The organism is Streptomyces sp. NPDC032822 (genome assembly GCF_055578825.1).
In genome coordinates this window covers 15,998-29,658 of sequence record NZ_JBVIOL010000006.1, presented here as the reverse complement: position 1 = coordinate 29,658, position 13,661 = coordinate 15,998, and the positions used below count along the sequence as shown (strand labels likewise).

9 protein-coding genes are annotated in these 13,661 nt (G+C 72.8%); 5 read left to right on the top strand and 4 right to left on the bottom strand.

The features are described 5' to 3' along the window. Nucleotides 1–34 precede the first annotated feature (34 nt). On the top strand, nt 35–1,510 hold the full coding sequence (locus ACZ5VD_RS18190) for a peptidoglycan recognition protein family protein (RefSeq protein ID WP_468548793.1): 1,476 nt from the start codon (nt 35–37) through the stop codon (nt 1,508–1,510). Nucleotides 1,511–1,826: 316 nt separating this feature from the next. Next, nucleotides 1,827–2,909: a mannose-1-phosphate guanylyltransferase gene (manB, locus tag ACZ5VD_RS18185; protein ID WP_468548792.1), complete on the top strand. Its 1,083-nt coding sequence runs from the start codon at nt 1,827–1,829 to the stop codon at nt 2,907–2,909. A 366-nt stretch (nt 2,910–3,275) separates the two neighbouring features. Here manB and ACZ5VD_RS18180 read toward each other — a convergent pair whose 3' ends face one another. The 4 genes from ACZ5VD_RS18180 to ACZ5VD_RS18165 form a co-directional block, all read right to left on the bottom strand. Further along, nucleotides 3,276–4,316: a DNA-3-methyladenine glycosylase family protein gene (locus tag ACZ5VD_RS18180; protein WP_468548791.1), complete on the bottom strand. Its 1,041-nt coding sequence runs from the start codon at nt 4,314–4,316 to the stop codon at nt 3,276–3,278. A 240-nt stretch (nt 4,317–4,556) separates the two neighbouring features. Then, nucleotides 4,557–5,903, bottom strand: a complete 1,347-nt coding sequence (locus tag ACZ5VD_RS18175; RefSeq protein ID WP_468682877.1) for a coenzyme F420-0:L-glutamate ligase — start codon at nt 5,901–5,903, stop codon at nt 4,557–4,559. 5 nt (nt 5,904–5,908) lie between these two features. Continuing rightward, nucleotides 5,909–6,868 (bottom strand): 2-phospho-L-lactate transferase, encoded by a 960-nt coding sequence (gene cofD, locus ACZ5VD_RS18170; protein WP_468548790.1) that lies wholly within the window; start codon nt 6,866–6,868, stop codon nt 5,909–5,911. 34 nt (nt 6,869–6,902) lie between these two features. Then, nucleotides 6,903–7,412, bottom strand: coding sequence for a cysteine dioxygenase (locus ACZ5VD_RS18165; RefSeq protein WP_468548789.1), 510 nt, complete (start codon nt 7,410–7,412; stop codon nt 6,903–6,905). Nucleotides 7,413–8,047: 635 nt separating this feature from the next. Here ACZ5VD_RS18165 and ACZ5VD_RS18160 point away from each other — a divergent pair. The 3 genes from ACZ5VD_RS18160 (at nt 8,048) to ACZ5VD_RS18150 (ending at nt 13,652) form a co-directional block, all read left to right on the top strand. After that, the gene (locus tag ACZ5VD_RS18160) at nt 8,048–8,311 is read left to right on the top strand and encodes a WhiB family transcriptional regulator (protein ID WP_020137941.1); all 264 of its coding nucleotides are present in this window, start codon (nt 8,048–8,050) and stop codon (nt 8,309–8,311) included. A gap of 185 nt (nt 8,312–8,496) precedes the next feature. Beyond that, on the top strand, nt 8,497–12,189 hold the full coding sequence (locus tag ACZ5VD_RS18155) for a glycosyltransferase (RefSeq protein ID WP_468682700.1): 3,693 nt from the start codon (nt 8,497–8,499) through the stop codon (nt 12,187–12,189). After that, entirely contained in the window at nt 12,186–13,652 is a 1,467-nt protein-coding gene (locus ACZ5VD_RS18150) for a DUF5719 family protein (RefSeq protein WP_468682699.1), read from the top strand. The genes ACZ5VD_RS18155 and ACZ5VD_RS18150 overlap by 4 nt, the downstream gene beginning before the upstream one ends. Nucleotides 13,653–13,661 lie beyond the last annotated feature (9 nt).

Below are 13,661 nucleotides of genomic sequence, written 5' to 3'. Positions count from 1 at the left end.
ACAGATATGTATGACTATGTCCAAGATCAGGGGCATGCGTGGATTCCTTGCTTCCTCGATCGGCGTCACCTGTGCGGCGGCTCTCGCCCTGCCGCTGACCCCGCCCGCGGCCGCGGCGAGCCTGCCGTCCAGGGCGCCCGTGCTGTCACCGGCGGCATCGGCGACGGCCATCAGACCGGCGTCGACCGCGGAAGCGCCGGGCAGCACCCAGTCGCTCCCCCTCGCGCCCCTCACCACCCGCGACCGCACCCTCGCCCCCACCGCCGACCAGGGCGTGGCCCGCCGGGACGTACGGCACTTCTCGCTCGTCGGCGTGGTGTGGGACAACCCGGACGTCGAGCTGCACGGCCTCGTCCAGGTCCGCACCCGCGCGGCCGGCACCGACACCTGGTCCGACTGGCAGGACGTGGAGACCCACAACGCCGAGCACTCGGCCGACCCGGACACCGCCGAGCGCACCTCGGGCCGGGTCCGCGGCGCGACGGCACCGCTGTGGGTGGGCGACTCGGACGGCGTGGAAGTACGCGTCCGCGCGGACGCCGGGACCCAGGCCCACCGTGTCGAGGACACCGCCCGAGGCCCCCGTACGGCGACGGCCGCCGCTCCGCTCCCCGCCGGCCTGCGCCTGGAACTGGTCGACCCGGGGGAGGAGACCCGCCCGGACCCGGACCCGGCCCCGGACGCCTCCGCCCCCCTCACCTCTCCTGCCCCCTTCACCTCCCGCGCCCTCGCCCCGACCGCCGAACCCGTCGAGGCCTCCGCGATCGTCGAGGCCTCCGCGGCCAACGCCGGCCTGGCCCCCCTCGGCGCCACCGAGATCCCGGCACTCACCCGGAGCCAGACCGAGCGGGAACTCGTCACGCTCCGGGCCGCCGACCTGACCCAGGAGCAGCGGGTGAAGCCGTACATCGGCTCGCGCCCGCGTCTGGTCACCCGGCGCGGCTGGGGCGCGGACGAGACGCTCCGGGAACGGAAGTTCGTCTACACGAAGAAGGTCAAGGCGGCCTTCGTGCACCACACGGCCTCCGGCAACGGGTACCGCTGTGCGCAGGCCCCCTCCGTCATTCGCGGTATCTACCGCTACCACGTCAACAGCATGGGCTGGCGTGACATCGGCTACAACTTCCTCGTCGACAAGTGCGGAAACATCTACGAGGGGCGTGCGGGGGGCGTGGCGAAGCCGGTGCTGGGCGCCCACACGCTGGGTTTCAACACCAACAGCATGGGGATCGCCGTCCTCGGCAGCTTCGGCTCCGCCAAGCCGTCCGCCGCCGCGGTGAAGGCCGTCGCCCGGCTCACGGCGTGGAAGCTCGGCCTGCACGGCGTCAATCCGCGCGGCAAGACCTACCTGAAGTCGGGCGGTGGCAATCTGTACGGCAAGGGAAAGAACGTACGACTGAACGTGATCTCCGGTCACCGGGACGGGTTCGCCACGGAGTGCCCCGGCTGGCAGCTCTACCGCAAGCTCACCACGACCCGACTGACGGCAGCCCGCCTCCAGGGCCGCTAGACAGGCACGGCAGCCAGGCACGGCAGCCAGGCACTGCGGCTAGGAACCGCGGGCAGGCACTGCGGGCGGGCCCCGCGGGCAGGAACCGGAAGCCGGAACTCGGGGCCGGCAACCGGAGGCAGGAACAAGGGCCGGAAACCGGGGACCGGGAACCATCCCGGTGCCACCGGGGTCTGTCCGTCCGGGAACACACTCACCGCCGTCGGGGGGCAGAGGCGGAGGCCGCACCGCCGTCGAAGGCACCGCACAACGGTCTGCATACACTGGCCGGCCGAAAGACAGTTCGGCCGGTCCCGGCAGGAAGCAGAGACGACAGGTGACAGAAGCGATACTCCTGGTCGGCGGCAAGGGCACCCGGCTGCGCCCGCTCACCGTGCACACGCCCAAACCCATGGTCCGCGCGGCCGGGGTCCCGTTCCTCACGCACCAGCTGGCGAGAGCGAGAGCGGCGGGCGTCGACCACATCGTGCTCGCCACGTCCTACCTCGCCGAGGTCTTCGAACCGTACTTCGGTGACGGCTCCGCCCTCGGACTCCACATCGAGTACGTCACGGAGGACGAGCCCCTCGGCACGGGCGGCGCGATCCGCAACGTCGCCTCCCGGCTGCACTCCGCCCCCGACGACCCGGTCCTCGTCTTCAACGGCGACATCCTCACCGGCCTGGACATCGGCGCCCTGGTGGAGACCCACGAGCGGACGGCCGCGGACGTCTCCCTGCACCTCACCCAGGTCACCGACCCGCGCGCCTACGGACTGGTCCCCACGGACGGCACGGGCAAGGTCCTGGCGTTCCTGGAGAAGCCCCAGACGCCCGAGGAGATCGTCACCGACCAGATCAACGCGGGAGCGTACGTCTTCCGCCGCTCGGTCATCGACACCATCCCGGCGGGACGCCCGGTCTCGGTGGAAAGAGAAACGTTTCCCGACCTGCTGGCGGCCGGCGCCCACCTCCAGGGCATGGTCGACTCGACCTACTGGCTGGACCTCGGCACCCCGGCCGCCTTCGTCCGCGGCTCCGCCGACCTCGTCCTGGGCCGCGCCCCGTCCCCCGCGATCCCCGGCCGCTGCGGCGACCGCCTCGTCCTCCCGACGGCGAGGGTCGCCCCCGACGCCAAGCTGACCGGCGGCACGGTGGTCGGCGAGGGCGCGTTCGTGGCACAGGGCGCGAGGGTCTTCGGCTCGACGATCCTGCCGGGCGCCGTCATCGAACCCGGTGCCGTCATCACCGACTCCCTCATCGGCACCCGAGCCCGCGTCGGCGAACGCTCCGTCCTCACCGGCACGGTCATCGGCGACGGCGCGGTCATCGGCCCCGACAACGAACTCCGCGACGGCATGCGCATCTGGTGCGACGCCCAGATCCCGGCAGGAGCAGTCCGCTTCTCCTCAGACCAGTAACGACACCGGTCCCCCGGGTCCGGTCCGGCATGGGAGACGGGGCCCGCTTCCTCTCCGGTCCAGTGTTGGAGGGTGGGGCTCACGTCCCATCCGGTCCGGTGTTGGAGACGGAGTCCGCTTCCTCTCCGGTGCGGTGGTGGAGACGGAGCCCACCTCCCATCCGGTCCGGTGTTGAACGTGGAGCCCACCTCCCAGCCCGTCCGGCGTTTGAGGACGAGGCCCCTTCAGGGCCGAAGGGGGGTCTGGGGGCGCAGCCCCCGGGGCGGGTCCACTTCTCTGTCCGACCGAGTCGGGTGGTGGGTGGGCAAAGGTCCGGGGGGCTGGGGGCGGAGCCCCCAGGGACGGTCACCCCGACGTCGTCGCACGTCACAACCGCCCGATATCCCCCCGCGGCATCCGCGGCGCCCGCCGCGCCGGAACCTTCCCGCTCAACAGAATCAACCGAGCCGCCCGATGCCGCTGCCCGGCATAGGGCTCCAACAGCTCCAGCATCACCGCGTCATCGGCCAACCGGTCCCCGGCCAACGCCCACCCCACGATCCCCGGCAGATGCAGATCCCCCACGGTCACCGCATCGGCCGCCCCATGACTCCGCTGCACCACCTCCGCGGAGGTCCAGGGCCCGATCCCGGACACGACCTCCAACCGGGCCCGCGCGGCCACCGGTTCCATCCCCACGGCCTCCTCCAGCCGCGCGGCGACCCGAACCGCCCGCAGAATCGTCGAGGCCCGCTTGTTGTCCACGCCGGCCCGATGCCACTCCCACGACGGAATCAACGCCCACGTCCGAGGCGCGGGCATCACCCACATCCGCCCACCCGAACCCGAACCCGCCCCAGACCCCGAACCCGCCCCCGCGGGCCCCGGCGCCGGCTCCCCGTACTTCCGCACGAGCAACCGCCACGCCCGATACGCCTCGTCGGTCGTGACCTTCTGCTCCAGAACCGACGGAATCAACGACTCCAGCACCAGCCCGGTCCGCGTCAACCGCAGCCCCGGCCGCCGGTGCCACGCCCCCGCCACCACCCGGTGCCGAGGCGTGAACGCGGCCGGATCGTCCTCGGCGCCCACCATCGCCGGCAACCGCTCCAGCAGCCACTCGGCTCCCGGCCCCCACGCCTCTCCCCGTACCGCCCCGCCCGCCGCGGAGATCCGCAGCGTCCCCGGCCCGGCCGGCGTGAGACTGGCCCGCCACACGGACCCGTCGGGCAGCGCCCGGAACGTCGGATCACCCGGCCCCCGCCGCAGCGGCCCGAGCACCAGCCCGAGATCGAGCGGCCAGCCCGGCACCCACGTCCGCACCCGCCCCGCTGCCGCCCGCCCCTGCCGAGGCATCCCCGCGGGCACGCCGACCTCCCCACCGCGCACGGTCGTACGCGTGGGCCGAGGAGCGAACCGTCCAGCCACGAATGACTCCCAGGGTCACGAAAGAGAAGCCGTACGAAAGAGAAGCCGTACGAAAGAGAAGCCGTACGAAAGGGAAGCCGTACGAGAGTAGAGCCACCCCTCACCGTCGCCACCGCCCACCGTCGCCACCGCACCAAGACGCCACCCGGCAGACACGGCACCCGGCATACACGGCAGACACAGCACCCCGGCAGACACGGCGATTCCGGCAGACACAGACACGGCAGCCCCCGCGGAGCGTCACCGCACCTCGATGAATCCCCCCGGCTCCCGCTCCGCCCGAGCCCGAGGTTCCTCCGCCGGATGCCCCACCGCCACGGCCCCCATCGGATCCCACCCCTCCGGCAGCTCCAGCACCTCCCGCACGACATCCCGGCAGAACATCGTGGACGACACCCACGCCGACCCCAGCCGCTCCCCGGCCAGCCCGACGAGGAAGTTCTGCACACCGGCCCCGGCGGCGACCACGAACATCTCCCGCTCGGCCGCGTCCCGCCGCGCATCGCCGTACGTGTGCGAGCCCTCCATCACGAGACACGGCACCACCAGGTACGGCGCGTTCCGCAGCACATCCCCCCGCCGCACCCGCTTGGCGATGGACTCCTCGCTCTTCCCGTCCTGCCGAAGATCTGCGATCCAGGCCTCACGCATGGCGTCCAACAGCCCGGTCCGTGCGGCCTGCGACTCCAGCAGCACGAAACGCCACGGCGTCGTGTGGTGCGGCGCCGGCGCCGTGACCGCCAGGGCCACGGCCCGTCGTACGGCTCCGGGGTCGACGGGCTCGTCGGTGAAGGCCCGTACGGTACGACGCTGGGTGACCGCCTCCCGTACCGCCTCCGAGGTCCCCAGCCGGAACATGTCGTCGCGTGCGGAGCGCACCATGGCCCGCGCCCCCTCCCCGTGGTCCGCGGCCACCACGTGCGACAGCCCGCGCACCACGGCGACGGGCAGCCCGGCGGCCTTGCCCTTGACGAGATCGCCGGCCGAGGCCAGCTCGTCCGCGGTCGCCACGACCGTCGCGCCGAGGGGGTTGCCGTACGCGTCCGTGCCCCCGCGCAGGTCGTCCAGCACATGGATCCCGGCGGCGCCGATGGCGACATCCGTGAGCCCCGCGCGCCAGGGCCGCCCGAACGTGTCGGTCACCACGACGCCGACCTCGACCCCGAGGGCGTCCCGCAGGCCGTCCCGGACGGCCCGTGCGGAGGCGTCCGGGTCCTCGGGGAGCAACAGCACCGTCCCGGAAGGGGTGTTGGAGGCGTCGACCCCGGCGGCGGCCATCACGAGCCCCTGCCGGTTCTCGACGATCCGCAGCGGGCCGCGCCGCGCCACCACCCGTACGGTCTCGGCGTCGATCGCCGCCTCCCGGTCGGCCGCCTCGACGATCCGCCCCTCCGCCTTGGAGACGATCTTCGAGGTGACGAGGAGTACGTCCCCGTCCATCAGCCCCGGCTCCGCGGCGGCGATCAGCTTCCCGAGGTCGTCGCCCCGCTGCACCTCGGGCAGACCGGGCACGGCCCAAACCCTGTACCCGTCCCCGTCCCCGTCTCCGTGCCCGGATCCGTCTGCGTCGGCAGAGCCGACCGGCATGCCGCTCAAATCGCCCGCACCTCCTCCGCCAGCGCCAGCGCCTCACGCGCCATCTGCGCGGACGCGTCCACGTCGGTCATCATCAGCGGCACCGCCCGGCACCGGATCCCGGCGGACTCCACCCGCTCCACCACACCCGCGTCCACGGTGTCGACCAGCCAGCCGTCCAGCAGTCCCGAGCCGTAGTGCTCGGCGACCGCCGCGGCCGTGGACTCCACGCCCACCGCCGCGAGCACCTTGTCGGCCATCCCGCGCACCGGCGCGTCCCCGACGATCGGGGACAGTCCGACCACCGGCACACCGGCCTCGGCGATGGCCTCGCGGATCCCCGGCACGGCGAGGATCGTGCCGATCGACACGACCGGGTTGGACGGCGGGAACAGTACGACGTCGGCCGCCGCGATCGCCTCCAGCACCCCGGGCGCCGGCTTCGACTGCTCCGCGCCCACCGGCACGATCGCCTCGGCCGGCACGGAGGCCCGCAGCCGCACCCAGTACTCCTGGAAGTGGACCGCCTTGCGCTCCCCGTCGACCTCGACGGCGACATGGGTCTCGACCCGGTCGTCGGTCATGGGGATCAGTCGTACGCCCGGTTTCCACCGGTCGCACAGCGCCTCGGTCACCGCGCTCAGCGGATACCCGGCGCCGATCATCTGCGTCCGCACGATGTGCGTGGCGAAGTCCCGGTCGCCCAGCCCGAACCACCCGGGCCCGGCGCCGTACGCCGCGAGCTCCTCCTTGAGATGGAAGGTCTCCTCCGCCCGCCCCCAGCCCTGCTCCTCGTTGATGCCGCCACCGAGCGTGTACATCACCGTGTCGAGGTCCGGGCAGACCTTCAGACCGAAGAGGTGGATGTCGTCGCCGGTGTTGCCGATGACCGTGACGTCCGCGTCCGGCGCGGCCTGTTTGAGACCGCGCAGGAACCGGGCACCGCCGATGCCGCCTGCCAGAACCACAATGCGCATGGGGCCAAGTCTTGCAGGCGGGTACGACAACGCGTCAGGCGGTGACGGCGTCCACGTCGTCGTGGGCCGCGGGGGCCGTGCAGGCGGAGTGCATGGGCATCTCGGTCAGGCCGGGGTAGTAGACGTGCAGGCTTATGGCCGGTTCCAGGGTGTCGTTGACCACCTCGTGCACGTACCCCGGCGCGAACACCCGCTGGGCGCCCGTGCCCAGCGCGCGCGTGCCCCGCTCGGTCCGCTCGGTGAGCGTGCCCTCCAGGACGGTCAGGACGCCGGAGGAGCCGCCGTGGTCGTGCGGTCCGCTGCCCTGTCCGGGCACCCAGGACAGCAGCCACACCTCGTAGCCGGGGCCGGTACGCAGCCGGTGGTACCAGCGGGTCGTCGCGTCGTACTCGACGAGGTGCGCCCACTGGGCGCGGTCGGCGGCGACGGCCCGGGACAGTCCGACGAACTCGGCGACGGTGGCCGGGTGTTCGCGCGCGGGCTGGAGCAGGTGCGGGACTTCGAGGATGTCGCCGGCGATCTGGAGGTCGCTGTCGCTGTTCATGGGGTGCGGTGGTTCCTCAGTGAAATCAGTGAAAGCAGGTCAGAGGGAACGAGAGGTCGGGCCTGTCCGGATCACGGACGACTCGGCCGACAAGCTGGAGCGGGTGGGGCTCAACAGCTGGAAAGGCAACAACAGCTACAGCTACAGCGACGACGGGCAGCACCGGGGGACCCGGCGGAGCGGGTCGAGGTGAGTGCCAAGTTCGCGAGCATGCCCATAAGGACATCGGCTCACACCTTCACTGTCAACTCGACGCCCGGTATGTGGGACATGTTTCACCTCATCCGGTTCATCTCCCAGGGGAAAGGTTTGTTCATGCGCCCACCGGGACACATGGCGCACAACCAGACGCACGGGCCTCGGAACGAGATCGAACTTCTGGGCGTCCTTCTTCGTACAGGCCCGAACAGAGCTGTACGAGAACGGAGCCCGTCGGGGTCTTCTCTGTCTGTCAAGGTTTATGCCGATTTGAACACTTTCCGCTAGGCCTTGGTTCCGCAGAGTGAATAAGGGGCCCAATAGCAGATCTCGGCTTGACTCGCCCGGAGCAGCACACTTGTAATTTCACTCGTGTCGTTCAGCCGAAATCGGTACGGCTACATCACGGGGACGCGAAAGACAGACGAGGGGCGCACATGACCGAGACGGTGCAGCAACTGCTGGTCGACGACGCGGACGAGGAACTCGGCTGGCAGGAGCGCGCGCTGTGCGCCCAGACCGACCCCGAGTCCTTCTTCCCCGAGAAGGGCGGCTCCACCCGAGAGGCCAAGAAGGTCTGCCTCTCCTGTGAGGTCCGATCCGAGTGCCTCGAATACGCCCTCGCCAACGACGAACGCTTCGGTATCTGGGGCGGCCTGTCGGAGCGCGAGCGCCGCAGACTGAAGAAGGCGGCGGTCTGATCCGGGTCACCGGCCCGGGCTCCGCGTACATGAGGGTCACGAACGGCCCGTCGCAGGTGGTTGTCCACAGGCGGCGGGCCGTCGTCATGCCCAGCCGATAGTGTGGGCGCTCGTCCGAGACGCCCCGCTGCTCCCTGGGGGCACAGGCGTCCACCGCAGTCCACCGAACCGGGGCCCGTACCTCGATGTCCGTGCACAGCCACACGGCAGCCCAGCAAGACACCGCTGCCACACCTGAGTTCCCGCGTCACGTGGTGACGGCGGTCCTCGTCTCCCACGACGGCGCCCGCTGGCTGCCCGACGCGCTCGCCGGGCTGCTCGGGCAGGAACGCCCTGTGCAGTGCGCCCTGGGCGCCGACACCGGCAGCGCGGACGCCTCCGCCCAGCTGGTCACCGACGCCCTCGGCGCCGACCGCGTGCTGCACCTCGCCCGCCGCACCGGCTTCGGCCAGGCCGTCGAGGAGGCGGGCCGTACCGCGCCCGTCCTCACCCCCGACGAGCTGCCGTACCTGAAGCGGCCCAGCGGCTGGGACCCCGTCACGCGCACCTGGCGCGACGACGCCTATGACATGCCGGAGCTCCCGCACGGAGAGCCCGTCCAGTGGCTGTGGCTGCTGCACGACGACTGCGCCCCCGACCCCGACGCCCTGGCCCAGCTGCTGCGCGTCGTGGAGACCGAGTACGACCTGGGCCGGGACGACGTGGCCGTCGTCGGCCCCAAGCTCCGCGGCTGGTACGACCGGCGGCAGCTGCTGGAGGTCGGTGTCAGCATCGCCCACTCCGGCCGTCGCTGGACCGGCATCGACCGCCGCGAACAGGACCAGGGCCAGCACGACCACGTGCGGCCGGTGCTGTCCGTCTCCACCGCCGGCATGCTGATCCGCCGCGACGTCTTCGAGGAGCTCGGCGGCTTCGACCGCCGACTGCCCCTGATGCGTGACGACGTCGACCTGTGCTGGCGGGCGCACGCGGCCGGCTACCGCGTCCTGATCGCCCCGGAGGCCGTCGTCCGGCACGCGGAGGCCGCCTCTCGCGAGCGCCGCGCCGTCGACTGCGCGGGCCGCACCACCGCCTCCCCGCACAAGGTCGACAAGGCCGGCGCCGTCTACACCCTGCTCGTCAACACGCGTACGGCCGTGCTGCCGTGGGTGCTGGTACGTCTCGTCTTGGGCACCCTGCTGCGGACCGTCGCCTACCTCGTCGGCAAGGTCCCCGGGCAGGCCGTCGACGAGATCCGGGGCCTGGTGGGCACCCTGCTGCGGCCCGAGCGGATCCTCGCCGGCCGCCGCAGGCGCGGCCGTCCGACCGTCGACAAGGACGAACTGCGGCCGCTGTTCCCGCCGCCCGGTGCGACCGTCCGGGCCACGATCGAGCAGGCCGCGGGCGACCTCTTCGGCAGCTCCGACCCCGAGGCGACCTCCGGCGCCGGCCGGCACGGCGGCGCCGTCGAGTCCGGGCCGGGCGGCGACGACGCCGACTTCCTGGAGGTCGAGCAGTTCGTCCGCCTCAAGCGCATCGCCCGCAAGCCCGGACCGGTGCTCTTCCTGGTGCTCCTGTTCGTCTCGCTGGTCGCCTGCCGCGCCCTGCTCGGCGGCGGCGCGCTCGCGGGCGGCGCCCTGCTGCCCGCCCCGGCCGACGCGAGCGAGCTGTGGTCGCGCTACCTGGACGCCTGGCACACGGTGGGCGCCGGCGGCACCTCGTCCGCACCCCCGTACCTCGCGATCGTCGCGATGTTCGCCTCCGTGCTGTTCGGCTCCACCGGCCTCGCCGTCACCGTCCTGCTGGTCTGCTCGGTGCCGCTGGCCGGGGTCGCCGCCTACTTCGCCTCCCGCCCGCTCGTCGAGTCGCGCCTCCTGCGCGCGTGGGCGGCCGTCGTCTACGCCTTCCTGCCCGCCGCCACCGGCGCCCTCGCCGGCGGCCGCATCGGCACCGCCGTCCTCGCCATCCTGCTGCCGCTCATCGCGCGCGCGGGCATCGCGGCCAGCGGCCTGGCGTACGGCGCGGGCACCCGCGGCAGCTGGCGCGCCACCTGGGCGTACGCCCTGCTGCTGACCATCACCACGGCGTTCACGCCGATCGTGTGGCCCATCGCGCTGATCCTCGGCATCGGTCTGCTGGCCGTGCGCCGGGCCGAGATCACCGCTTACGGCCTGCGCTTCCTGGTCCAGCTCGGCACCCCCCTGCTGATCCTCGCCCCGTGGTCGCTGTCCCTCCTCCCGACCGGCTTCTTCCAGGAAGCCGGCATGGAGTACGGCGCCTCGGCGGCCTCCGCCCTCGACCTGCTCGGCATCAGCCCCGGCGGCCCCGGCACGGTCAGCGGGCTGATGCTCGTCGGCGTCGTCCTGGCCGCACTGGCCGCCCTGCTGCGCTCCGAGCGGCAGTTCGGCATCCTGACCGCCTGGACCGCCGCCCTCGTGGGTCTCGTCTTCGCGATCCTGTCCAACGCCTCCACCTGGGCCGGCCCCGCCACCCTCGTCTACGGCCTCGCGCTCCTCGCCGCCGCCGTCCTCGGCGCCGACGGGGCACGCGCGCGCGTGGCCGAGCAGAGCTTCGGCTGGCGCCAGCCGGTCGCCGCGCTGATTGCCTTCGCCTCGGCCGCGGGCCCGCTGCTGGTCGCCGCCGGCTGGATGATCGGCGGCGCCGACGGCCCCCTGGAGCGCCGCGACCCGGTGCAGGTGCCCGCGTTCGTCGCCGAGGAGAGCGGCACCCGCGACCAGGCCCGCACACTCGTCCTCGACAGCGACTCCGCCGCGCACGTCGGCTACATGCTGGTGCGCGGCTCCGGCGCCCGCCTCGGCGACGCCGAACTGGCCGCGGCCGACGGCGAGAACAGCGACCTCGACCAGACCGTCGCCAACCTGGTGGCGGGCTCCGGCGCCGACCAGGCCGACCAGCTCGGCAAGTTCGCCGTGCGCTACGTCCTCGTCCACAAGGGCGCGCCCCGCGAGGTCACCCGCGTCCTGGACGCGACCCCCGGCCTGTCCCGGCTCAGCCAGCAGGACGGCAGCGGCCTGTGGCGGGTCAACCAGGAGGTCGCGCGCGCCACCCTCACCACCGGGTCGGCGGAACCGCAGCCCGTCGCCGCGGGCCCGGTCGAGATCCACACCACGATCCCGGCCGGCGCCGACGGCCGCGTCCTGCGCCTCGCCGACGCCGCCGCCGAGGGCTGGACGGCCACCCTGGACGGCGAGCCGCTCACCCGCACCACGGTCGACGGCTGGGCCCAGGGCTTCGAACTCCCCGCCTCCGGCGGCCGGCTGGACGTCACCTTCGACGACCCGATCACCCACACCGCCTGGCTGTGGGCCCAGGGCGCCCTCGCCGTCGTCCTCGTCGTCCTGGCCCTGCCCGGCCGCCGCCGGGACGTCGACGACGACCTCCCCGAGGAGCCCGTGGTCCCCGCCCAGGCCGTCGCCGGCGAGGGCCGCCGCGCCCGCCGACTGCGCGCCCAGGCCGAGGCCGAGGACGGCGGACACCCCGACGATTTCCCGCCCCCGCCTCAGGAGGAGGCCCCCGCCCCCGCCGCCGTCCCGCAGCAGCAGTCCTACGGCGAGTGGGACACCCCGAACTACGCGGGCGCCGAGTACGGCACCGGCTACGGCGAGCAGTACCAGCCCGCCCCGCAGCAGTACCCGGCGGGCGGCTACGACCAGCAGCCCTACCAGGCGGACCCGTACCAGAACGGCCAGTACGACCCCTACGCCTACGGCGGCCAGGCCCCACAGCCGCCGTACGACCAGGGATACGGCGGGCAGTACCCACCACAGCAGGGCTACGACGAGGGATACGACCAGGGCTACGACCCGGCGTACGACCCGAACGCGCCGCACCCGCACGGCGACGGCAGTGAGCAGCGCCCCGACGGGAGTCAGCAGTGAACCGCACCACCCTGTCCCTGATCGCCGGCACCGCCGCCCTCGCCGCCGTCACCGGATTCGCCGTGCTCACCACCCCGGACGCGGCCGGCCAGGACACCGCCCGGGCCGCCGCCGTACTGCCCGTGGAGCGCACCAGCCTGCTGTGCCCGGCGCCCAGCCTCGCCGACCTCGCGGAGACGTCGTACACGTCGTTCACGCCCGTCACGAAGGGCACGGGGAGCGACGGGAAGGGCGAACTCCGGTCCGCGGGCGAGGACAAGAAGAAGGCCGACAAGCCGGTCCTGACACCGAAGGAGCCCGGCACCCCGGTCACCGGGGACACCTCCGGCGGCGACTCACCCGCCCTGGTCGGCACCGCCGAGGGGAAGTTCGCGCCCGGCTGGACGGTCCAGGAGACCACCGAGGTCGCCGCGGGCACCGGTCGCGGCCTCCAGGGCGTCAACTGCACCGCCCCGGACACGGAGTTCTGGTTCCCGGGCGCCAGCACGGCCGCCGACCGCACCGACTACGTGCACCTGACCAACCCCGACGACTCCGCGGCCGTCGTCGACATCGAGCTGTACGGCAAGGACGGCGCCCTGGAGACCACGGCGGGGGAGGGCATCACCGTCCGGCCGCACTCCAGCGAGCCGGTCCTGCTGTCCACGCTCACGGACGAGAAGCAGGAGAACCTCACCGTCCATGTGAACGTCCGCAGCGGGCGCGTGGGCGCCGCCATACAGGCCCTGGACGACAAGCTCGGCGGCGACTGGCTGGCCGCCTCCACCGACCCGACGAGCAGTCTGGTCCTGCCCGGCATCCCCAAGGACGCCACCGCGGTGCGTCTGGTCGCCTTCACGCCCGGCGACTCGGACGCCGACCTCAAGGTGCGGCTCTCCTCGCCGACCGGCCAGATCACCCCGGCCGGCAACGAGACACTGCACGTCAAGGCGGGCATGACCAGCGCGGTCGACCTCGGTGACCTCACCCGCGGCGAGGCCGGTTCGCTGATCCTGACCCCCACCGACCAGTCCGTTCCGGTGGTCGCCGCCCTGCGCGTCGTACGGGGCAAGGGATCGGACCAGGAGACGGCGTACATCCCCGCCAGCCGCGCGGTCGGCGCGCGCGCGACGTCCGCCGACAACAGTGCCAAGGGCTCCACCCTCTCCCTGGCCGCGCCCGGCGCGACCGCGAAGGTCAAGGTCACCGCGTCGGCGGGCAGCGGCGGCGGTACGGCGGTCTCGAAGACGTTCACGATCAAGGCGGGCACGACCCAGAACGTCGAGGCCCCGACGCCGAGCGGCGGGAAGGGCACGTACGCCCTGACGGTCGAGCCGGTCTCCGGCGGCAAGGTCTACGCGGCACGCCTGCTGACGGCCACCGAGGACGGTGTCCCGGGCTTCACGATCCAGACCCTCACGGACGACCGGGGCACGGTGGCGGTGCCGCAGGCGGACGAGGACCTGTCGGTGCTGCAGAAGTAGCGCGGCGCG

What these genes read in the sequence shown, in the direction of transcription:
- ACZ5VD_RS18175 (WP_468682877.1), bottom strand. Translation starts at nt 5,903, where the DNA reads ATGCCGGTCGGCTCTGCCGACGCAGACGGATCCGGGCACGGAGACGGG.
- ACZ5VD_RS18160 (WP_020137941.1), top strand. Translation starts at nt 8,048, where the DNA reads ATGACCGAGACGGTGCAGCAACTGCTGGTCGACGACGCGGACGAGGAA.
- ACZ5VD_RS18190 (WP_468548793.1), top strand. Translation starts at nt 35, where the DNA reads ATGCGTGGATTCCTTGCTTCCTCGATCGGCGTCACCTGTGCGGCGGCT.
- cofD (WP_468548790.1), bottom strand. Translation starts at nt 6,868, where the DNA reads ATGCGCATTGTGGTTCTGGCAGGCGGCATCGGCGGTGCCCGGTTCCTG.
- ACZ5VD_RS18165 (WP_468548789.1), bottom strand. Translation starts at nt 7,412, where the DNA reads ATGAACAGCGACAGCGACCTCCAGATCGCCGGCGACATCCTCGAAGTC.
- ACZ5VD_RS18155 (WP_468682700.1), top strand. Translation starts at nt 8,497, where the DNA reads ATGTCCGTGCACAGCCACACGGCAGCCCAGCAAGACACCGCTGCCACA.